Below are 20,146 nucleotides of genomic sequence, written 5' to 3' on the forward strand. Positions count from 1 at the left end.
CGTGATTCTCACGGGTGTAATGAGTAAGGGTCTTTTCTGGTACGGAATTTGCTCTATCTACCCATTAGGTCCGGTCACGTACCGGAATGGGTCGATCGAGCAACGGGATCGAACGGCGGACGGAGATAAGAATGAGTAAGGTCGGCACGAGCGACTCCAAGAACACGCTGTATTGCTCGTTCTGTGGCAAGAGCCAGCACGAAGTCCGCAAACTGATCGCGGGTCCCACCGTATTCATCTGCGACGAATGCGTTGAACTCTGCATGGACATCATCCGTGAGGAGAACAAGTCCTCGCTGGTGAAGTCGCGCGACGGCATCCCGACGCCGAAGGAAATCTGCAAGGTTCTGGACGACTACGTGATCGGCCAGAGCCATGCCAAGAAGGTGCTGTCGGTCGCCGTTCACAATCACTACAAGCGGCTCAATCACCAGACCAAGCACAACGATGTCGAACTGGCGAAGTCGAACATCCTGCTGATCGGTCCGACCGGTTCGGGCAAGACGCTGCTGGCGCAGACGCTGGCGCGCATTCTCGATGTGCCGTTCACGATGGCGGATGCGACGACGCTGACCGAAGCCGGTTACGTCGGCGAGGACGTCGAGAACATCATCCTGAAGCTGCTGCAGTCGGCCGACTACAATGTCGAGCGCGCGCAGCGCGGCATCGTCTATATCGACGAAATCGACAAGATCAGCCGCAAGTCGGACAATCCGTCGATCACCCGCGACGTGTCGGGCGAGGGCGTGCAGCAGGCGCTGCTGAAGATCATGGAAGGCACCGTTGCCTCCGTGCCTCCGCAGGGCGGCCGCAAGCATCCGCAGCAGGAGTTCCTGCAGGTCGACACCACGAACATTCTCTTCATCTGCGGCGGCGCCTTCTCCGGCCTGGAGAAGATCATCTCCGCGCGCGGCCGTTCGACCTCGATCGGTTTCGCAGCGCAGGTTCTGGCGCCGGAAGACCGCCGCACCGGCGAGATCTTCCGTCACGTCGAGCCGGAAGATCTGTTGAAGTACGGCCTGATCCCTGAATTCGTCGGCCGCCTGCCGGTGGTCGCGACGCTGGAAGATCTGGACGAGGCTTCGCTGAAGAAGATCCTGACCGATCCGAAGAACGCGCTGGTCAAGCAGTACCAACGGCTGTTCGAGATGGAGAACATCGAGCTCACCTTCGCCGACGAGGCGCTTGGCGCGGTTGCCCGCAGGGCGATCGAGCGCAAGACCGGCGCGCGCGGACTGCGTTCGATCCTCGAGAGCATCCTGCTGGAGACCATGTTCGATCTTCCGGGTCTGGAAGGCGTCGAGGAAGTGGTGATCTCGCGCGAAGTCGTCGAGGGAACCGCTCGTCCGCTCTACATCTACGCGGACCGTTCCGACCGTGCGGTCGAGAGCAGCGCCAGCGCCTGATCGCGCTAGCGCCTGACGCGAATGGGTACCCCCCAATTGACGCGGCTGCCGGACGTTCCGGCGGCCGGTGTGGCGCAGGTATTTTCGCGCGTTTCGCCCCGTTTGATGGGCATTTTTCCGTGACTTGACACCCCCGTACCCGATAGCCACCTAATGCTGTCGGTGGCGTGAATCGTGCTTTAGATTCGAAGCAGGATTCATCACCGAAACGATCCGGGGAAGCTGGCGGCGCAAGCTGCCAAATCATCCGGAACCTCCCGGCACCTTGTGGCGGTTGCGCAAGCGAAGCGGACCGCGTCCAAGGGGGCACAACAAAAGGAACAGGCCATGACGACCCCGAAAATCCGGCCAACCATCGTTCACGGCGAAAGCCACTCCTATCCGGTGTTGCCGCTCCGCGACATCGTCGTTTTTCCGCACATGATCGTGCCCCTGTTCGTCGGCCGCGAGAAATCGATCCGCGCGCTCGAAGAGGTGATGAAGAACGACGCGCTGATCCTGCTGGCGACCCAGAAGAACGCTTCCGACGACGATCCAAATCCGGATTCGATCTACGAAGTCGGTACCCTCGCAAGCGTGCTGCAGCTGCTCAAGTTGCCCGACGGCACCGTCAAGGTGCTGGTCGAAGGCCTCGAGCGCGCGCGCGTCGAGAAATATTCCGACCGCACCGAATATTATGAAGCGACCGCGGTTGCGCTCGCCGACACCGACGCCACTTCGGTCGAGGCCGAAGCGCTGTCGCGCTCGGTCGTGTCCGACTTCGAAAGCTATGTGAAGCTGAACAAGAAGATCTCCGCCGAAGTCGTCGGCGTGGTTCAGGCGATCACCGACTTCGCCAAGCTGAGCGATCAGGTCGCCCAGCATCTCGCCGTCAAGATCGCCGATCGCCAGGGCATCCTGGAAACGTTGTCCGTGACGCAGCGCCTGGAGAAGGTGCTGGGCCTGATGGAGAGCGAGATCTCGGTGCTGCAGGTCGAGAAGCGCATCCGCTCGCGCGTCAAGCGCCAGATGGAGAAGACCCAGCGCGAGTATTACCTGAACGAGCAGATGAAGGCGATCCAGAAGGAGCTCGGCGACGACGAAGGTCGCGACGAGCTGGCCGATCTGGAAGAGAAGATTGCCAAGACCAAGCTTTCCAAGGAAGCGCGGGACAAGGCGCAGCATGAATTGAAGAAGCTGCGCCAGATGTCGCCGATGTCCGCGGAAGCGACCGTCGTGCGCAACTATCTCGACTGGCTGCTGTCGATCCCGTGGAACAAGAAGTCCAAGGTCAAGAAGGACCTCGAGGCGGCTCAGGCCGTGCTGGACAACGACCACTACGGGCTCGAGAAGGTCAAGGACCGCATCGTCGAGTATCTGGCGGTGCAGACCCGCGCCAACAAGCTGACCGGACCGATCCTGTGCCTGGTCGGGCCTCCCGGCGTCGGCAAGACCTCGCTCGGCAAGTCGATCGCGAAGGCGACCGGCCGTGAGTTCGTGCGCGTCTCGCTCGGCGGCGTGCGCGACGAGGCCGAGATCCGCGGTCACCGCCGCACCTATATCGGTTCGATGCCCGGCAAGATCATCCAGTCGATGCGCAAGGCCAAGACCTCGAACCCGCTGTTCCTGCTGGACGAGATCGACAAGATGGGCGCCGATTTCCGCGGCGATCCGTCCTCGGCGCTGCTCGAGGTTCTCGACCCCGAGCAGAACTCGACCTTCAACGATCACTATCTGGAGGTCGACTACGATCTGTCGAACGTCATGTTCATCACGACCGCGAATACGCTGAATATTCCCGGGCCCTTGATGGACCGCATGGAGATCATCCGGATCGCCGGCTATACCGAGAACGAGAAGGTCGAGATCGCGCGCAAGCACCTGATCCCGAACGCCATCTCCAAGCATGGCCTCGATTCCAAGGAATGGTCGATCGACGACGATGCCTTGTTGCTGATGATCCGCCGCTACACCCGCGAAGCGGGTGTGCGTAACCTGGAGCGTGAGCTGTCGACACTCGCCCGCAAGGCGGTGAAGGAGCTGATGATCTCCAAGAAGAAGTCGGTCAAGGTCACCGAGAAGACTCTGGAAGAGTTCCTCGGCGTGCCGAAGTACCGCTATGGCGAGATCGAGAGCGAGCCTCAGGTCGGCATCGTGACCGGCCTAGCCTGGACCGATGTCGGCGGCGAGCTGTTGACCATCGAAGGCGTCATGATGCCCGGCAAGGGCAAGATGACGGTGACGGGCAACCTGCGCGACGTGATGAAGGAGTCGATCTCGGCGGCGGCGTCCTACGTCCGCTCGCGGGCGATCAACTACGGCATCGAGCCGCCGCTGTTCGACCGCCGCGACATCCACGTTCACGTCCCCGAGGGTGCGACCCCGAAGGACGGACCGTCGGCGGGTGTTGCGATGGCGACCGCCATCATCTCGGTCATGACCGGCATTCCGGTCCGGCACGATGTCGCCATGACCGGCGAGATCACGCTGCGCGGCAGGGTTCTGCCGATCGGCGGCCTGAAGGAGAAGCTGTTGGCTGCGGCCCGCGGCGGCATCAAGACGGTGTTCATCCCCGAGGACAACGCCAAGGATCTCACGGAGATTTCCGATGCGATCAAGGGCGGCATGGACATCATCCCGGTCGCCCGGCTCGACGACGTCGTCAACAAGGCGCTGGTGCGCCCTCCGGTGGCGATCGTCTGGGAAGAGGACACCAAGGTGCCGGTCAAGACGGAAGGCGGCGACGAAGCCGCAGGCGGCTTGACGGCCCACTGAGTGATGCAAAACTGACGAAAGCGGCGTCCCCCCGGGGCGCCGCTTTTTTGTTGAGGTGGCCCATCTTGCGCCGAAGGGTGGGGCGGGGCTAAACAGTCGGCACAAGGGCGGCTAGCTCAGCTGGTTAGAGCATCTCGTTTACACCGAGAGGGTCGGCGGTTCGAATCCGTCGCCGCCTACCAGCCTTCGCGCTGTGCGCTTCGGCTGGGCATGCCAGCCAGACGCACAGCGCGAAGGCTGTCTCGCCGACCTGTCCGCCGTAGCTCAACGAGCGAAGGCGGAAGCTCGAAGAGCGAAGGCGGACTGTCACCTAGCTGGATTTCTTGACATGGACACCCCTCAAGGCCACGAAGAGAACGCCGACCAGATCGCTTACTGGAACGGGCCGGGCGGACAGCGCTGGGCGGATCGGCAGGCGGCGCAGGATATCCTGCTGAAGCCGATCGCCGATCTTCTGATCGACCGCGCCAAGCCGAAGACAGGCGAGCGCGTCATCGACGTCGGCTGCGGCAGCGGCGCCACCACGATCGCGTTCGGGCACAAGGTCGCGCCATCAGGTCATGTGTTCGGCATCGATGTCTCCGGTCCGATGCTGGAACGGGCGCGGCAGAGTGCGCCGAAGGATTTGCCGGTCGATTTCGCGCTGGCGGATGCCACGGTCTATCCGTTCGATCCCGAAAGCTTCGATCTGCTGGCCTCGCGGTTCGGCGTGATGTTCTTCGCCGATCCAGCGCTGTCATTTACCAACTTGCGCAAGGCGCTGCGGCCGTCGGGACGGCTGGCGTTCGCCTGCTGGCGCGAGCCGCGCGAAAACCCGTTCTTCATGGCGCCGCTGCAGGCGGTCTACAAGCACGTCCCGAAACTGCCGCCGCAGGGGCCGGAAGATCCCGGACCGTTTGCGTTCGCCTCCGAGGCGCGTGTCAATCGTATCCTCGGCGCGGCCGGTTTTGCCGGCATTGCGATGGAGCCGTGCAATCTCACGCTCGACGTCGCGCTCGGACGTGGTCTCGAAGCGGCGGTACAGAGCGCGTTCGAAATCGGACCTGCCAGCCGCGCGCTGGAGGGCCATCCGCCGGAGACCCGCGCTGCCGCCACCAATTCGGTTCGGGAGGTGCTGGCGACCTTCGCCAAGGGCGACACGGTGCCGCTGCCGGCGTCGATCTGGATCGTGACCGCGCGGGCGGGATAAACCCGGTGCGACGCCTTGCGAGCCGGAGTTCTACTTTGCATGGGGTTGTTTTCGCAATTTTGCGTCCGCGTAGCATGTAGCCCGGATGAGCGAAGCGATATCCGGGACCACTCTAACGCCATCCCGGATGTCGTTTCGCTCATCCGGGCTACGAACTGGATCGTGCCCGCGAATCCGGGGTTAATCCCCGGCGCGTCAACGGCGGCGAAGACTTAAGCCCGCTCTTCCCAGATCATCGCCAGATGCACGATGGTCTCGGCCGCCTTTTCCATGTCCTGGCGGCTGACCCACTCCAGCCGCGAATGGAAGGCGTGCTCGCCGGCGAAGATGTTGGGGCAGGGCAGGCCCATGAACGACAGCCGTGAGCCGTCGGTGCCGCCGCGGATCGAACTGCGCACCGGTGTGAGGCCGGCGCGGTGGATCGCCTCGATCGCGTAGTCGACGGTCTCGGGGTGGCGGTCGATCACCTGCTTCATGTTGCGGTATTGCGGCTTGACCTCCATCCGGTAGGTCGAGCGCGGATAGTCCTTCATCACGGTCTTGACGATGTCCTCCAGCAGAGTTTCCTTTTGCTTGAGGCCCTCGTCGTTGAAATCGCGCACGATGAAGCCGATCGTTGCCTGCTCCAGCGCGCCGGAAATACCAACCGGATGCAGAAAACCCTCCTTGCCCTCGGTGGTCTCGGGCGAGCAGGTGTCTTTTGGCAGACGATCGACGATCGCCGCCGCGATCTTGATCGCGTGCTCCATCTTGCCTTTGGCGAAGCCTGGATGGGTCGAGACGCCCTCGATGATGATGGTGGCGCCGTCGGCCGAAAAAGTCTCGTCCTCGATATTCCCCGCGGTTTCGCCGTCCATCGTGTAGGCGAAATCGGCGCCGAGCTTCTTCAGGTTGACCTTGTCGACGCCGCGGCCGATCTCTTCATCGGGGGTGAAGAGTATCTTGATGGCGCCATGCTTCACTTGCGGATTCGCAATCAGGAACTGCGCCGCGTCCATGATCTCGGCGAGGCCGGCCTTGTTGTCGGCGCCGAGCAGCGTGGTGCCGTCGGTCGTGATGATGTCGTTGCCGATCTGGTCGGCAAGGGCGGGATGATCCGATGATCGTATCACTTGGGCCGGATCGCCCGGCAGCACGATATCGCCGCCGCGATAGTTCTTTACGATCTGCGGCTTGACGTTCGCACCGGTACAATCGGGCGAAGTGTCCATATGCGAGCAGAAGCAGATTGTGGCGACTCGCTTGTCGGTGTTGGCCGGAATGGTCGCGTAGACATAGCCGTGCTCATCGAGATGGGCGTCGGCGAGCCCGATCGCCTGCAGCTCGGCCGCGAGCAGGCGGCCCAGGTTCTTCTGCTTCTCGGTGGAAGGGCAGGTCGGCGAGTCCGGATCGGACTGGGTGTCGATCACGACATAGCGCAGGAAGCGTTCGGTCACGGTGTGGGTAAAGGCGAGGGGAGAAGCCAGCATGACAATCCGGATGAAGAGAACGGGCCAAGCCCGACAACTGAGACGTTAGAGACGGGCGCTATGAGTATGGCTCTATAACAGAAAAGCGCCATTCCGGGTCCCCGCCGGAATGGCGCTTTAGGTCCGATCAGAAGGGACGCCGTATCAGACGGCTTCCTTGAGTTCCTTGGCGGCACGGAAGGCGACCTTCTTGCTGGCCTTGATCTGGATCGCTTCGCCGGTGGCGGGGTTGCGGCCCATGCGGGCGGCGCGCTTGCGGACCTGGAGGATGCCGAGGCCGACGATGCGGATGCGCTCGCCCTTCTTCAGGTGTTTTGTGATCCTGCCGACCATGTCGGTCAGAATCGCCTCGGCGGCCTTCTTCGACAGTTCGTGCTCTTCCGCGATATCCGCGGCCAGATGCTTGAGCGTCACGGTGGCTGGAGTCGCTGCTTTCTTCGCCATATTTGGCCCTCCTCGTTGGTTAATGGCTTAAGCTCGGGTTTTCGGGCGAAGCCTGCCTCGCCTCGATAGCGGGGCTGGATCGTGATCCACGCCGGAAAACCGCGTCCGTCAGAGACCTGAACCTCCGGATTCCGACGCGAGCGGAACGGCGAAGATTTCAAGAAACTTAGACGTATCAGGCCTTAAATGATTCGGGTGGTGGCTGCCTACGCTGATTTGCCTGAAAACAAGCCGTTTTTTGCATCGGCGTCGCAGAAATGCCCATCTGGCAAGGGGATTCGCAACGTCCTTGACTAACGTAAGGCAGGCCTTTATGCCCTCGGTCCTGCGCGGATCACGAGTTGATTACGGCATCCGCGGGAGTAGCTCAGTTGGTTAGAGCGCCGCCCTGTCACGGCGGAGGCCGCGGGTTCGAGTCCCGTCTCTCGCGCCATTATTTCAATGGCTTAACAGCGCAAACGGAAAAGGCCGCCCATCGGGCGGCCGTTTTTATTCCGGTCAAATCATTATCGTTTAGCGGACCAACGACACGTCCGAGCTGGTGACAACCACCGGCTTGCCCGCCTTCGTGACATGGGCGGTCTGTGTGAAATCCGAACCGGTGCGTGCCGAGATACCGAAAGCCGCCACCGCGATGCCTGCGACGAGCGCGACGACCACAATCTTCAGGTGCGTGCTGCGGTCTGCAGAGTGAATTGAGTGGTTCATGAGAGCCTCCCCGGGGCGCCAATGCCGCCCTCTGTTGGGAAGAGACGTACGCCCACACTGTTTCAGGATGGTTTCGCGCCTTCCTCAAAATGGTTTCATCTGTGGCTTTTTGGCCAGATTTCTTGCCCGTTTCTTGCCCGGCTTGCGCAAGGTCGCAGATCGGCCGAAAATGTTCTCAGGCGCGGTAACGGCGCTCGGGAGAAAAACAATAATGAAAACAACGAAACTCACCCGCCGGGGCCTGCTCGGCGCGGCTTCCGCCACTTGGGCCACCGCGATCCTCGGCCAACCCGCCAAAGCTGCCGCCGCCGAGTTCGACTTCAAGCTCGGCGTCAATACGCCGGAAACCCATCCGCTGACGATCAGGCTGACCGAGGCGGCCAGGGCGATCGGCGCGCAATCGTCGGGCCGGCTCAATGTCACCGTGTTTTCCAACAGCCAGCTCGGCGGCGATCCCGAGATGCTGTCGCAGGTCCGCTCCGGCGGTATCGAACTGCTGGCGGTGCCTAGTCTCACGCTGTCAATCCTGGTGCCGATGTCAGGCCTGCCGAGCATCGGCTTCGCGTTCCAGTCCTATGACCAGGTATGGGCGGCGATGGACGGCGGCGTCGGTGAGGTCGTGCGCGAGGCCATCGGCAAGGCCGGGATCGTTCCGATGAAGAAGATCTGGGACAACGGTTTTCGGCAGATCACCTCGTCGTCGAGCCGGCAGCTCAACAGCGTCGACGATCTCAGGGGATTCAAGATTCGCGTGCCCGTCACGGCATTGCTGACATCGCTGTTCTCCGGGCTCGGCGCGCTGCCGTCGAGCATCAGCTACAACGAACTCTACTCGGCGCTGCAGACCCACATCGTCGAGGGGCAGGAGAACCCGCTGGCGCAGGTGTCGACCGGCAAGCTGTACGAGGTGCAGAAATACTGCGCGCTGTCGAACCATTGCTGGAGCGGCTACTGGATCGTCGCCAACCGCCGCGCGCTGGCGGCGTTGCCCGCGGATCTGCAGGAAATCGTCAGCAGCAATTTCGATGCGGCTGCGGTCAAGGAGCGCGCCGATCTCGTCGAGATGGACCGCTCGCTGCAGGCCGAACTGACGGCCAAGGGCATGACCTTCAACACGCCCGATCCGGTGCAGTTCAGGGCGGCGCTGGTGAAGGCTGGCTTCTACACGCAGTGGCAGAAGACCTATGGCGAGCAGGCCTGGACGCAGCTCGAGAAATATACGGGCAAGCTGACCTGAGGGCGCGTGCGCGCGAAGCCCACGGTCCTGCCGGATCTCGTCATCAAGAATGGCCTGCAACTTTGGCTAAAGGGAGAAAATGCCATGCCGACAATGTCGAGCCGCCGTGCGGTGATAGGGGGAGCCGCCGCGCTGGGCTCACTCACGATCTTTAGCCGGTCCGGTCTTGCCGCGGACTTCAAGTTCCGCCAATTCCATAATCAGGCCCTCTCAAGCCCGCTGCACAAGCGGCTGGTCGAGATGTGGGCGGCGGTGAAGACGGAGACCAATGGCCGAGTCGACACCGAGGTATTTGCGGAGAATGCGGGCATTCAGGGCTCGGACCCGGCTGCTCTCAAGATGGTGATCTCCGGCGAGCTCGACTTCTTCACGCTGATGGGCGGCATTCTCGGCCAGTCGGTGCCAGTCGCTGAAGTGCAGCAGGTGCCGTTCGCTTTCAAGACGGCGAGCGACGCTCACGCCGCCGCGGACGGTGCGCTCGGCGTCTATCTGCGCGAAGAAATGGCGGCAAAGGGTTTGCACGGCTTCCCGGTGATGGCCTTCGACAATGGCATGCGCCAGACGTCGACCACCAGTCGGCCGATTCTGGTTCCAAAGGATTTCGACGGCATCCGCATCCGCTTGCCTGCCGGGCAGATGTTCACCGACACGTTCAAGGCGCTCGGTGCCGAGCCTGTGACAATCAACGTCAACCAGATCTATGGCGGGCTCAAGGACGGCAAGGTCGACGCCCAGGAAAATCCCCTGGCCGTTACGGAGGTGTTCAAGCTCTACGAAGTGCAGAAGTACATGGCCATGACCAACCACATGTGGTCGGGCTTCAACCTGATGGCCAACCTCGCTCTCTGGCGGAAGCTGCCGGCCGATATCCAGGCTGTGATTGAGCGCAACGCCACCAAGTACGTGCGCCTGCAGCGCGAAGAACAGGGGGCATTCAACGGCGGCCTGCGCAAGACGCTGACCGAGCGTGGCATGGTGTTCAACGACGTGGACCAGGAGCTGTTCCGCGCCCGCATGGCCCCTGTGTATGCCGTCTGGAAAGAGAAACTCGGCGCCAAGTGCTGGTCCCTGCTCGAAGGGCATGTCGGCAAGCTCGGCTGAGCACGTCTTGGAAAATGCGCTGCCTCAACTCGCCCGCTTGATATCTTCGCGGATCGTCCGCACCGCCAAGATGAACAACAGCGCGCCGACCGAGGTGGTGACCGCGGCCGACAGCAGCGAATAGCGCACGGCGTTGGCGCCATAATCGTTCTTCAGCGCGTCGTTGATCATGCCGACGGCGAGCGGACCGACGCCCTGGCCGAAGCAGGTCGCGGTCAGGGCGATGATGGCGGACGCCAGCGCTCGCATGCTGGGGCGCGCCACGGTCTGCGCGATCGCAAAGATCGGCCCAAGATGAAAGCCGACCAGGAACGAGGTCAGCGACAACGCCGCGACCATGGTCGTAAAATCCTGCGTCAGCATGCAGACGGCAAACACCGGGCCGGCAAGGAATGACGTGATCGCCGGCGCCCATAATTTCCAGCGATCGTCGCGTTGGCTGATCCGCGCCACCACGAGCCCGCCGACCAGCGTGCCGGCCATCCCGAACAGCCCCTTGAAGGTGCCGGCATAGGTGCCGATCTCGGCGCTGGACAGATGATGCACCCGCGCCAGGAACGGCGGGATCCAGGCCGCGGTGGCGTAGTTGGTGTAGGTGGTGAGGCAAAAGCCGATCAGCACGATGACGAAGCTCTGTTGCGAGGCGAGGAACCGAAGCGTCGGCCCGAGCGGCTCCGGCGTGAACGTCTCCGCCATGGCGCCGCGCTTCGGCTCGGAGATCGTCAGCCACAGCACGGCGGCGAGCGCGATGCCGGGCAGGCCGGCGGTGAAGAAGGCCATGCGCCAGCCGTAGTGCTGGTTGACATAGCCGCCGATGAAATAGCCGAGGAAGATGCCGAGATAGGTGCCGATCGCGAAGATGCCGAGCGCCCGCGGCCGCTCGTTCTTGGCGAAGAGATCGGCGATCAACGACTGCGAAGCCGGACTGCTGGCGGATTCGCCGATGCCGACGCCCATTCTGGCGAGCGCCAGGCTGGTGACGCTGGTTGCCATGCCGCACAGGAACGTCATCGCGCTCCAGAACGCGAACGCTGCGGCCACGATGTTGCGACGGTTGATCCGGTCGGCGACGCGCGCAATCGGAATCCCGACCAGTGAATAGAACAGCACGAAGCCGAAGCCCGCGAGCAGGCCCATCATGGTGTCGCTGAGCGCAAACTCCTTTTTGATCGGCTCGATCAGGACGTTGAAGATGGTGCGGTCGAGGAAGTTCAGCGCGTAGACGACGGTCAGGACGCCAAGGACGTAATACCGGCGCATCGAGGGTTTGGCAGCGGCATTCACCTCTGCCGCTACCCGCGGCGCAAAATCGACCATGGTTTCCCCCTCGGACTATCTTTGGCTGATTCGATCCCGTCACGCCTCGCGAATGAAATTCCCCGCCTCGAATTCGACCGGGGGAGCCTCGTGATCGAACGTGACCCCTGCGGGATCGCGCCCCTCTTCCATGGCCGCGAGCTGGTCGCCCAGCAGGCGGCGGATCATCAGGATGCCGCGGTCGCTCTGACCAAAGTGCTCTTCCGAATGCAGCGTCACCGGCCCCTGGCCTGTCTGCGCCTCGTAATCGCCGGGGAATTGCTGGTGTTCCTGTTCGGTCATGTCCCACCAGAACTTGCCGTTGAATTTCGAGCGCATCCGGCCGATGTCGCCCGACTGCTTGACCCGGCCGGCGACATAGATGCGGAACGAGGTGTCGTCGATCGGCAGCGTCCAGCCGATCGACTCGACGCGGGCGAACTGCGCCACGCGCGGGTTCGGCACCACGCGCAGCGTGGGGAGGGCGGCTTCCGTCACCCGGTAGAAAACCTTGCCGTCGTCCTGCTGCCGGATCGACCGCACGGTGACGCCGCGCGGCGAGGTCTCGAATTTCACCTCCGGCATCGAGGCCATCATGTTGGTGAACTGGGGGCCCGAGAAGGATCCGTGCAGAACCGGCACGTGGTAGGGATCGACCACATTTTCAAAATGCTGCAGCCAGTTGCAGGGAATGACGGCCGGGCCGCCGCCGCCAATGGAGGAATCGTCGGCCTCGACGAACTCGCCGTCGTCCATGTTCTCCAGGCATTCGTAGCGCGGCAGCACCGGCTTTTTCTCGGATGGCCCGAGATAGGCGAAGATCAGGCCGTAGCGCTCCTGCACCGGGTACCAGGGCTGGCGCACCTTGTCCTTGAATTGGCCGCCGTCGGGTTCGCAGGGCTGTTCGAGGCAATGGCCTTCGGTGTCGAACTTCCAGCCATGGTAGCAGCAGCGGATGCCGTCTTCCTCGACCTTGCCGTAATAGAGCGTGGTGCCGCGGTGGCAGCAGCGGGCGTGCAGCAGGCCGACCCGGGCGTGCTTGTCGCGGAAAAGCACCAGATCCTCAGCCAGCACGCGCACTTTTCTGGGGATATCGGTGGCGTCGGTGACGAGGCCGATCGGGTGCCAGTAGCGCCGCAGCAGTTCGCCCATCGGTGTGCCGCGGCCGACCGACGTCAGTTCGGTCCGGGTGGTGGACGGCTTCATGGCGTAGCCGGTCCCGCGATCGCGATCCCGCTGGGTAATGTTCATGCCGGTTCCTCCCGCCACGGCTTTGGCGCCGCGGTCGCTTGACGATTGATCCAAGTCAAATCTGATCAAAGTCAAATCGAGATCGATGACATTGTCAACGATCTCGTGGTAGGCTTCGGTTTCCTTGGCAGGGGCGCGCTTTGTTGGCAGAGATTTGGTGATGAGCCAGAAAGCGAAGAAACAGACGCCTCCGCCCGCGGCCGGGAACGCCGAGGAGTTGGCGCCGATTACCGCGATGATGTCGTCGCGGCTGATGGTGCTGGCCAACCTGCTCAAGCGCGGCGCGATCCTGCGCTACAAGCGGCTGGCCGGGCTGTCTTCGGTCGAGTTCGGCCTGGTGGCCTCGCTCGGACGGCATCCGCCGATGAGCGTTGCCCGGTTGGCCGAGGCAGTCGGCATGGACAAGGGCCAGATCAGCCGGGCCTTGGCCGAACTGGTGTCGCGCAAGCTGGTCGCCAAGGCCGACAACCCCCGGGATAACCGGGAGACGCTGGTTTGCCTGACCAAGGCCGGGCTCGCCGCTCATGATGTTATTGTGGCGGGCGCACAGGAGCGAAACCGGCGGCTGCTGGAACTGCTCAGCAAGGAAGATCTGGAGGCGCTGCTGCGGCAAATCGATCGCCTGACCGCGACCGCTGCCCAAATGCTCGCCGCCGAGAAGGATTTGAGCTGACGTCAGGCCCGAATTTCGGGCAGCGGACAATGCCCCTCGCGCTGGTTGGTGACGGCAGGAACACGCCACTTTTTCGGGTTGTCCCGGCGCCGGATCGGCCGATGAAAGCGTCAAGATAGCTTGTCTTGCGCCCTCTGTTGCGCTGCGCTAAGCCTCAAGAATAATTCCAATCAGCGAATCTGCGGCTGTCCGAAACCGCAGGAAAAGGCACCGCCGATGAACGGCATCCTGCAGAATTACCTTCCACTTGTGGTGTTTATCGGGGTGGCGGCCCTCATCGGTCTGGTACTGCTGATTGCCCCGTTCATCGTCGCGTTCCAGCAGCCGGATCCGGAAAAGCTCTCCGCCTATGAATGCGGATTCAACGCTTTTGACGACGCCCGCATGAAGTTCGACGTCCGCTTCTATCTGGTCGCGATCCTTTTCATCATCTTCGACCTCGAAGTGGCGTTCCTGTTCCCGTGGGCGGTGGCATTCGGCAAGCTCGGCGCCACCGGATTCTGGTCGATGATGGTGTTCCTGGCCGTGCTGACGGTCGGCTTTGCCTATGAATGGAAGAAAGGCGCGCTCGAATGGGATTGAGCCCCACAGTCACTGCAGCGTCTTCGCCGGCGATCGCGCCGGCGCCGAAGGGCATTCTCGATCCCGCCACCGGCCGGCCGGTCGGCGCTAACGATCCGTATTTCCTCGAGGTCAACCACGAGCTCTCGGACAAGGGCTTCTTCGTCGCGGCCACCGACGACCTGATCACCTGGGCGCGCACCGGCTCGCTGATGTGGATGACCTTCGGTCTGGCCTGCTGCGCGGTCGAGATGATGCAGGTGTCGATGCCGCGCTACGACGTCGAGCGTTTCGGCTTCGCGCCGCGCGCTTCGCCGCGGCAGTCCGACGTCATGATCGTCGCGGGCACGCTGACCAACAAGATGGCGCCGGCGTTGCGCAAGGTCTACGACCAGATGCCCGAGCCGCGCTACGTGATCTCGATGGGGTCGTGCGCCAATGGCGGCGGCTACTATCACTATTCCTACTCGGTCGTGCGCGGCTGCGACCGTATCGTGCCGATCGACATCTACGTGCCCGGCTGCCCGCCGACGGCGGAAGCGCTGCTGTACGGCGTGCTGCTGCTGCAGAAGAAGATCCGGCGCATCGGGACCATCGAACGCTAAGGTTTTAAGCTAATGGACGACGGCAAGCTCGACGCCTTGGGGCAGACGATTGTTAGCGCGCTTCCGGGTGCCGCCAGCGCCCATTCGGTCGCGTTCAACCAGCTCACCGTCACGGTGGAAGCGGGCAAGATCGTCGACGTCGTGAAATTCCTGCGCGACGATCCGAACTGCCGCTTCGTCAACTTCACCGACGTCACCGCGGTCGATTATCCCGGCCGCGAGAAGCGCTTCGACGTGGTCTACCACCTGCTGTCGCCGACGCTGAACGCGCGCATCCGCCTGCGGGCCGAAGCCGACGAGACCACGCAGGTGCCGTCGATCATCGACGTGTTTCCCGGCGCCGACTGGTTCGAGCGCGAGTGCTACGACCTCTACGGCGTGATCTTCACCGGCCATCCCGACATGCGGCGGCTCCTGACCGATTACGGCTTCGACGGCCATCCGCTGCGCAAGGACTTTCCGCTCACCGGTTTCGTCGAGGTCCGCTACGACGACCAGGAGAAGCGGGTGCTCTACGAGCCGGTCCGCCTCAACCAGGAATTCCGCAAATTCGATTTCCTCTCGCCTTGGGAAGGCGCGGACTATCTGCTGCCGGGCGATGAGAAGGCTGAGCCGAAGGCCTGACCATGAACGAACAGAACCTGCGTAATTTCACCATCAACTTTGGGCCGCAGCATCCGGCGGCCCATGGCGTGCTGCGTCTCGTCCTTGAACTGGACGGCGAAGTGGTCGAGCGCGTCGATCCGCATATCGGCTTGCTTCACCGCGGCACCGAAAAGCTGATCGAACAGAAGACCTATCTGCAGGCGATCCCATATTTCGACCGGCTCGATTATGTCGCGCCGATGAACCAGGAGCACGCGTTCTGTCTCGCGGCGGAAAAGCTGCTCGGCATCACGGTGCCGCGCCGCGGCCAGTTGATCCGCGTCTTGTATTGCGAGATCGGCCGCATTCTCTCTCACTTGCTCAACGTCACCACGCAGGCGATGGACGTCGGCGCGCTGACCCCGCCGCTGTGGGGTTTTGAAGAGCGCGAAAAGCTGATGGTGTTCTACGAGCGCGCCTCGGGCTCGCGCATGCATGCGGCCTATTTCCGCCTCGGCGGCGTGCATCAGGACCTGCCGACGAAGCTGATCGACGATATCGATGCTTGGTGCGATCCGTTCCTGCAGGTCGTCGCCGACCTCGAAACGCTCCTGACCGGCAACCGCATCTTCAAGCAGCGCAACGTCGACATCGGCGTGGTGTCGCTGAAGCAGGCGTGGGAGTGGGGCTTCTCAGGCGTGATGGTGCGCGGCTCGGGCGCCGCCTGGGACCTGCGCAAGTCGCAGCCTTACGAATGCTACGCCGAAATGGATTTCGACATTCCGATCGGCAAGAACGGCGATTGCTACGACCGCTACTGCATCCGCATGGAAGAGATGCGGCAGTCGGTGCGGATCATGAAGCAATGCATCCAGAAGCTGCGCGCGCCGGACGGGCAGGGAGCGGTCGTCGTCGACGACAACAAGATCGCGCCGCCGCGCCGTAGCGAGATGAAGCGCTCGATGGAAGCGCTGATCCATCACTTCAAGCTCTACACCGAAGGCGTTCACGTACCGGCCGGCGAAGTCTATGTCGCGGTCGAGGCGCCGAAGGGCGAGTTCGGCGTCTATCTGGTCGCCGACGGCAGCAACAAGCCCTACAAGTGCAAGATCCGCGCGCCGGGCTTTGCCCATCTGCAGGCGATGGATTTCATCTGCAAGGGCCATCTGCTGGCCGACGTTTCAGCCATCCTCGGTTCGCTCGATATCGTGTTCGGAGAGGTCGATCGGTGACGGCGCAGGCGCCCATCCAGTTTGACCGGGTGTCGGGCGTGCTCGAAGGCGCGAACGCATGGGAGCGTTTGGCCGCGGTCGCGCTGACGCTGGGCTCCAAGGTGGGCGCGAACTTCTCGCATCGCGGCTACAATCTCTGCGCCAATCTGCTGCGCAAGGCGCTGACCGAGCGCGGCATCCAGGTCAGGCTCAACCCCGATGCGGTCTTCGAGTTTCCCTACGGCGACGGCTACTGGAGCAAGTTGCTCAACCGCAACTTCAGCTACGAGAATGAACTCGAACTGTTGTTCAGGGATTCCGCCGATATCGATTACACGCTGCTCGATTGCGGCGCCAACTACGGCTACTGGTCGGTGCTGGTCTCGAGCAAGCCGTTCGGTTCGCACAAGGCGATCGCGATCGAACCGTCGGGGCAGAATTACCCGAAGCTCGCCAACAACGCCAAAATCAACGGCAATCGCTTCGAAGTCTTGAAGTGCGCGATCGGGTCCGCGCGCGGCACCGCGCGCCTTTCCGGCACCAAGCATGAGGCGTTCAGCATCGCCGGCGACCAGTCCGGCGGCGAGGAAGTGCCGGTCCTCGCGCTCGACAATCTGCTGGATGACGGCAAGATCGCCGCAAACGGCAAATACCTGATCAAGCTCGACGTCGAGGGCGTCGAGATCGAGGCCATGAAGGGGGGCGCCCGCCTGATGCAGGGCGACAGCGTCCTGTTGTGCGAGGAGCATGGCAACGATGCCCGGCATACCGTGTCGCGCTACATCCTCGAACAGACCCCGCTGACGCTGATCGTCTTCGATCCGCGCAGCAATCGCCTTGAAACCGTGACCGAGCTTTCGATCCTCGATCGCATCAAGGTTTCAACCCACGTCGGCTACAACGTGTTCGGCACCGCAAGCGCATTCTGGCTCGACCGGATCAATGCGCTCAATGCGAAAGCCGCGCGCCGCGCGCAATGAGAGACTGAACGATGTCCGTCCGCCGCCTCGCACCGAAGGAATTGCAGCCCGCGAATTTCACGTTCTCGGACGAGAATCTCGCCTGGGCGAAAGCGCAGATCGCCAAATATCCGCCCGGTCGTCAGGCGTCGGCGGTGATCGCGATCCTGTGGCGCGTGCAGGAACAGCACGAGGGCTGGGTTTCGGAAGCGGCGATCCGCGCCGTCGCCGACCTGCTCGACATGCCCCATATCCGCGTGCTGGAAGTGGCGACCTTCTACACCATGTTCCAGCTGCAGCCGGTCGGCAAGAAAGCCCACGTCCAGGTCTGCGGCACCACGCCGTGCCGCCTGCGCGGCGCGGCTGATATCATCGAGGTGTGCCAGAGCCGGATCCACCACGATCCCTTCCATCTGTCGAAGGACGGCAATTTCAGCTGGGAAGAGGTCGAGTGCCTCGGTGCCTGCGTGAACGCGCCGATGGTGCTGATCTGGAAGGACACCTACGAGGACCTGACCAAGGAAAACTTCGGCAAGGTGCTTGATGGTTTCGCTTCCGGCAATCCGCCGAAGCCGGGCCCGCAGATCGACCGTCAGTTCTCCGCGCCGGTGGGTGGCCCGACGACGCTGAAGGAATCCACATGACGCGCGACGGCATATTGTCCGCAAACCGGCCGGGGAAGGGCAGCGCGATGAAGAACTGGCGCTATATCGGCCTGCACGCCGTGGCGGCGGCGACGTTCATTTTTCTGCTGCAGCGTTACGCGTTGAGCGCGACGCTGGAATCCAGCCTGTTGTGGGCGGTGACCTTCGGCGGCTGCGCCGCGGGTCTCGCTTACGCCCAATCCAATCGTTGATCCCAGGAAGTTCCCAGTCATGCTCGACGACAAGGATCGCATCTTCAAAAACCTCTACGGCCTCCACGACTGGGGCCTCGAGGGCGCGCGCCGGCGTGGCGCCTGGGACGGCACCAAGGGGATCATCGACAAGGGCCGCGACTGGATCATCAGCGAGATGAAGGCCTCCGGCCTGCGCGGGCGCGGCGGAGCGGGCTTTCCGACCGGGCTGAAATGGTCGTTCATGCCGAAGGAGTCCACCGACGGGCGGCCGAGCTATCTGGTGGTCAATGCCGACGAGTCCGAGCCCGGCACCTGCAAGGACCGCGAGATCATGCGGCACGATCCGCATCTCCTGGTCGAAGGCTGCCTGATCGCAAGCTTCGCGATGGGCGCGCATGCCTGCTACATCTATGTCCGCGGCGAATTCATTCGCGAGCGGGAACATCTGCAGGCCGCGATCGACCAGGCCTATGAGGCCAGGCTGGTCGGCAAGGACAACATCAACGGCTGGCCGTTCGACATCTACGTCGCGCATGGCGCCGGCGCCTATATCTGCGGCGAAGAGACTGCACTTCTGGAGAGCCTCGAGGGCAAGAAGGGCCAGCCGCGCCTGAAGCCGCCATTCCCGGCCAATGTCGGCCTTTACGGCTGCCCGACCACCGTCAACAACGTCGAATCCATCGCGGTGGCACCGGACATCCTGCGGCGCGGCGCGGCGTGGTTTGCCGCCATCGGCCGGCCCAACAATGTCGGCACCAAGCTGTTTTGTATTTCCGGCCATGTCGAGCGGCCCTGCAACGTCGAAGAGGCGATGGGGATTCCGTTCCGCGAATTGATCGAGCGCCATTGCGGCGGCATTCGCGGCGGCTGGGACAATCTCAAGGCGGTGATCCCCGGTGGTTCGTCGGTGCGCATGGTGCCCGCCGAGCAGATCATCGACACGCCGATGGATTTCGACAGCCTGAGCAAGCTGCGCTCCGGCCTCGGTACCGCCGCCGTCATCGTGATGGACAAGTCGACCGACCTGATCCGGGCGATCGCGCGCATCTCCTATTTCTACAAGCACGAGAGCTGCGGCCAGTGCACGCCGTGCCGCGAAGGCACCGGCTGGATGTGGCGGGTTTTGACCCGCATGGCCGACGGCCGCGCCCACAAGCGCGAGATCGACATGCTGCTGGAAGTAACCAAGCAGGTCGAAGGCCACACCATCTGCGCGCTCGGCGATGCGGCGGCCTGGCCGATCCAGGGCCTGATCGCGCATTTCCGTCACGAGATCGAAGAGCGTATCGACCAGTATTCGCACAAGGCCGACATTGACGATGCCGGCATACTCGACCCCGTCAACATGGTGGCGGCGGAGTGATGGTGATGTCGCAACCGAGCTTCTGGTGGCAGAAATACGGGACGCTGGCGCAGATGGCGCAGGCGACCGTGGCGCTGCTCGGCTTTGTTGCGATCCTGATCCAGATCAACGAGATCCGGACCAACAACCGCGCCGCCAGCGCGCGGGCGGCGTTTCTGGGCTACACCGATCTGGCGTTCAAGAATCCGAAGTTCTCCTATCCTGACTACGACAGGATCAGGGCGGCCGGTCGCGACGAGCAGGTCCAGTACGAGAGTTTCGTCACGTATTTCCTCTACGCCTGCGAGGAGACGATTGCCGCATTCGCCGACAAGCGCGAATGGCAGGCCTCCTGCGATTACGATTTGAAACCGCATCTGCCGTTCCTGTGCGAGAAGAACGCGGCGCAGCCGGCCTATCTCGCCACCTACGGCACCGAGACCCAGCAATGGGTCAAGACGTCCATGAAGACCGCCAGCGTTACACCGCCAGACTGCAAGCTGGGAAAGACCTGAGA

At 62.9% G+C, this 20,146-nt stretch carries 20 protein-coding genes and 2 tRNA genes; 17 read left to right on the plus strand and 5 right to left on the minus strand.

Translation table 11 applies throughout. From position 1 onward, the window contains the following. Positions 1 to 131: 131 nt before the first annotated feature. From clpX to BLR13_RS35130, 4 genes are all read left to right on the plus strand, one after another. Complete coding sequence (gene clpX / locus BLR13_RS35115) at positions 132 to 1,406, plus strand: ATP-dependent Clp protease ATP-binding subunit ClpX (protein WP_044542438.1); 1,275 nt, start codon at positions 132 to 134, stop codon at positions 1,404 to 1,406. A gap of 327 nt (positions 1,407 to 1,733) precedes the next feature. Beyond that, positions 1,734 to 4,160: an endopeptidase La gene (lon, locus tag BLR13_RS35120; RefSeq protein WP_074832817.1), complete on the plus strand. Its 2,427-nt coding sequence runs from the start codon at positions 1,734 to 1,736 to the stop codon at positions 4,158 to 4,160. 105 nt (positions 4,161 to 4,265) lie between these two features. Then, positions 4,266 to 4,342 (plus strand) — tRNA-Val (locus BLR13_RS35125). A gap of 146 nt (positions 4,343 to 4,488) precedes the next feature. Further along, positions 4,489 to 5,349: a class I SAM-dependent methyltransferase gene (locus tag BLR13_RS35130; RefSeq protein WP_074832558.1), complete on the plus strand. Its 861-nt coding sequence runs from the start codon at positions 4,489 to 4,491 to the stop codon at positions 5,347 to 5,349. Between the two features lie 212 nt (positions 5,350 to 5,561). On the opposite strand, the gene pepT is transcribed toward BLR13_RS35130, so the two are convergent. Continuing rightward, positions 5,562 to 6,818, minus strand: a complete 1,257-nt coding sequence (pepT, locus tag BLR13_RS35135) for a peptidase T (protein ID WP_074832559.1) — start codon at positions 6,816 to 6,818, stop codon at positions 5,562 to 5,564. A 144-nt stretch (positions 6,819 to 6,962) separates the two neighbouring features. Then, positions 6,963 to 7,262, minus strand: coding sequence for an HU family DNA-binding protein (locus BLR13_RS35140; RefSeq protein ID WP_074832562.1), 300 nt, complete (start codon positions 7,260 to 7,262; stop codon positions 6,963 to 6,965). A 356-nt stretch (positions 7,263 to 7,618) separates the two neighbouring features. On the opposite strand from BLR13_RS35140, the gene BLR13_RS35145 reads away from it, so the two are divergent. Further along, positions 7,619 to 7,695, plus strand: a tRNA-Asp gene (locus BLR13_RS35145). Positions 7,696 to 7,775: 80 nt separating this feature from the next. On the opposite strand, the gene BLR13_RS35150 is transcribed toward BLR13_RS35145, so the two are convergent. Beyond that, a complete protein-coding gene (locus tag BLR13_RS35150) occupies positions 7,776 to 7,970 on the minus strand; it encodes a hypothetical protein (RefSeq protein ID WP_074832565.1) in 195 nt (64 codons plus the stop codon). A 211-nt stretch (positions 7,971 to 8,181) separates the two neighbouring features. Between BLR13_RS35150 and BLR13_RS35155 the strand changes: the two genes are divergently transcribed. Both BLR13_RS35155 and BLR13_RS35160 read left to right on the plus strand, forming a co-directional pair. Further along, entirely contained in the window at positions 8,182 to 9,207 is a 1,026-nt protein-coding gene (locus BLR13_RS35155; protein ID WP_074832568.1) for a TRAP transporter substrate-binding protein, read from the plus strand. Between the two features lie 6 nt (positions 9,208 to 9,213). Further along, on the plus strand, positions 9,214 to 10,308 hold the full coding sequence (locus BLR13_RS35160) for a TRAP transporter substrate-binding protein (RefSeq protein ID WP_079587305.1): 1,095 nt from the start codon (positions 9,214 to 9,216) through the stop codon (positions 10,306 to 10,308). A 24-nt stretch (positions 10,309 to 10,332) separates the two neighbouring features. On the opposite strand, the gene BLR13_RS35165 is transcribed toward BLR13_RS35160, so the two are convergent. After that, entirely contained in the window at positions 10,333 to 11,625 is a 1,293-nt protein-coding gene (locus tag BLR13_RS35165) for a spinster family MFS transporter (RefSeq protein WP_074832571.1), read from the minus strand. 39 nt (positions 11,626 to 11,664) lie between these two features. Next, a complete protein-coding gene (locus BLR13_RS35170) occupies positions 11,665 to 12,855 on the minus strand; it encodes an aromatic ring-hydroxylating dioxygenase subunit alpha (RefSeq protein WP_074832822.1) in 1,191 nt (396 codons plus the stop codon). Between the two features lie 160 nt (positions 12,856 to 13,015). On the opposite strand from BLR13_RS35170, the gene BLR13_RS35175 reads away from it, so the two are divergent. The 10 genes from BLR13_RS35175 (at position 13,016) to BLR13_RS35220 (ending at position 20,144) form a co-directional block, all read left to right on the plus strand. Then, a complete protein-coding gene (locus BLR13_RS35175; protein WP_074832574.1) occupies positions 13,016 to 13,528 on the plus strand; it encodes a MarR family winged helix-turn-helix transcriptional regulator in 513 nt (170 codons plus the stop codon). Between the two features lie 216 nt (positions 13,529 to 13,744). Beyond that, complete coding sequence (locus BLR13_RS35180; protein WP_074832577.1) at positions 13,745 to 14,110, plus strand: NADH-quinone oxidoreductase subunit A; 366 nt, start codon at positions 13,745 to 13,747, stop codon at positions 14,108 to 14,110. Further along, complete coding sequence (locus BLR13_RS35185; protein WP_074832581.1) at positions 14,101 to 14,694, plus strand: NuoB/complex I 20 kDa subunit family protein; 594 nt, start codon at positions 14,101 to 14,103, stop codon at positions 14,692 to 14,694. Before BLR13_RS35180 ends, BLR13_RS35185 begins: the two co-directional genes overlap by 10 nt. Before the next feature lie 12 nt (positions 14,695 to 14,706). Beyond that, entirely contained in the window at positions 14,707 to 15,318 is a 612-nt protein-coding gene (locus BLR13_RS35190; RefSeq protein ID WP_074832584.1) for an NADH-quinone oxidoreductase subunit C, read from the plus strand. Between the two features lie 2 nt (positions 15,319 to 15,320). Next, positions 15,321 to 16,511: an NADH-quinone oxidoreductase subunit D gene (locus BLR13_RS35195; protein WP_074832587.1), complete on the plus strand. Its 1,191-nt coding sequence runs from the start codon at positions 15,321 to 15,323 to the stop codon at positions 16,509 to 16,511. After that, a complete protein-coding gene (locus BLR13_RS35200; protein WP_074832590.1) occupies positions 16,508 to 17,470 on the plus strand; it encodes an FkbM family methyltransferase in 963 nt (320 codons plus the stop codon). Before BLR13_RS35195 ends, BLR13_RS35200 begins: the two co-directional genes overlap by 4 nt. An 11-nt stretch (positions 17,471 to 17,481) precedes the next feature. Next, on the plus strand, positions 17,482 to 18,093 hold the full coding sequence (gene nuoE / locus BLR13_RS35205) for an NADH-quinone oxidoreductase subunit NuoE (protein ID WP_074832593.1): 612 nt from the start codon (positions 17,482 to 17,484) through the stop codon (positions 18,091 to 18,093). Beyond that, complete coding sequence (locus BLR13_RS35210; RefSeq protein ID WP_074832595.1) at positions 18,090 to 18,305, plus strand: hypothetical protein; 216 nt, start codon at positions 18,090 to 18,092, stop codon at positions 18,303 to 18,305. Before nuoE ends, BLR13_RS35210 begins: the two co-directional genes overlap by 4 nt. 19 nt (positions 18,306 to 18,324) lie before the next feature. Beyond that, positions 18,325 to 19,650 (plus strand): NADH-quinone oxidoreductase subunit NuoF, encoded by a 1,326-nt coding sequence (gene nuoF / locus BLR13_RS35215; RefSeq protein WP_074832598.1) that lies wholly within the window; start codon positions 18,325 to 18,327, stop codon positions 19,648 to 19,650. Positions 19,651 to 19,655: 5 nt separating this feature from the next. Further along, positions 19,656 to 20,144, plus strand: a complete 489-nt coding sequence (locus BLR13_RS35220; protein ID WP_143039880.1) for a hypothetical protein — start codon at positions 19,656 to 19,658, stop codon at positions 20,142 to 20,144. Positions 20,145 to 20,146: the final 2 nt, after the last annotated feature.

This window comes from Bradyrhizobium ottawaense (assembly GCF_900099825.1).
GTDB lineage: Bacteria > Pseudomonadota > Alphaproteobacteria > Rhizobiales > Xanthobacteraceae > Bradyrhizobium > Bradyrhizobium ottawaense_A.

Coding starts and splice junctions, on each gene's coding strand:
- BLR13_RS35165 (WP_074832571.1), bottom strand. CDS start 11,625: ATGGTCGATTTTGCGCCGCGGGTAGCGGCAGAGGTGAATGCCGCTGCC.
- pepT (WP_074832559.1), bottom strand. CDS start 6,818: ATGCTGGCTTCTCCCCTCGCCTTTACCCACACCGTGACCGAACGCTTC.
- nuoE (WP_074832593.1), top strand. CDS start 17,482: ATGTCCGTCCGCCGCCTCGCACCGAAGGAATTGCAGCCCGCGAATTTC.
- BLR13_RS35180 (WP_074832577.1), top strand. CDS start 13,745: ATGAACGGCATCCTGCAGAATTACCTTCCACTTGTGGTGTTTATCGGG.
- clpX (WP_044542438.1), top strand. CDS start 132: ATGAGTAAGGTCGGCACGAGCGACTCCAAGAACACGCTGTATTGCTCG.
- BLR13_RS35220 (WP_143039880.1), top strand. CDS start 19,656: ATGTCGCAACCGAGCTTCTGGTGGCAGAAATACGGGACGCTGGCGCAG.
- BLR13_RS35140 (WP_074832562.1), bottom strand. CDS start 7,262: ATGGCGAAGAAAGCAGCGACTCCAGCCACCGTGACGCTCAAGCATCTG.
- BLR13_RS35210 (WP_074832595.1), top strand. CDS start 18,090: ATGACGCGCGACGGCATATTGTCCGCAAACCGGCCGGGGAAGGGCAGC.
- nuoF (WP_074832598.1), top strand. CDS start 18,325: ATGCTCGACGACAAGGATCGCATCTTCAAAAACCTCTACGGCCTCCAC.
- BLR13_RS35175 (WP_074832574.1), top strand. CDS start 13,016: ATGAGCCAGAAAGCGAAGAAACAGACGCCTCCGCCCGCGGCCGGGAAC.
- lon (WP_074832817.1), top strand. CDS start 1,734: ATGACGACCCCGAAAATCCGGCCAACCATCGTTCACGGCGAAAGCCAC.
- BLR13_RS35155 (WP_074832568.1), top strand. CDS start 8,182: ATGAAAACAACGAAACTCACCCGCCGGGGCCTGCTCGGCGCGGCTTCC.
- BLR13_RS35130 (WP_074832558.1), top strand. CDS start 4,489: ATGGACACCCCTCAAGGCCACGAAGAGAACGCCGACCAGATCGCTTAC.
- BLR13_RS35150 (WP_074832565.1), bottom strand. CDS start 7,970: ATGAACCACTCAATTCACTCTGCAGACCGCAGCACGCACCTGAAGATT.
- BLR13_RS35195 (WP_074832587.1), top strand. CDS start 15,321: ATGAACGAACAGAACCTGCGTAATTTCACCATCAACTTTGGGCCGCAG.
- BLR13_RS35185 (WP_074832581.1), top strand. CDS start 14,101: ATGGGATTGAGCCCCACAGTCACTGCAGCGTCTTCGCCGGCGATCGCG.
- BLR13_RS35170 (WP_074832822.1), bottom strand. CDS start 12,855: ATGAACATTACCCAGCGGGATCGCGATCGCGGGACCGGCTACGCCATG.
- BLR13_RS35190 (WP_074832584.1), top strand. CDS start 14,707: ATGGACGACGGCAAGCTCGACGCCTTGGGGCAGACGATTGTTAGCGCG.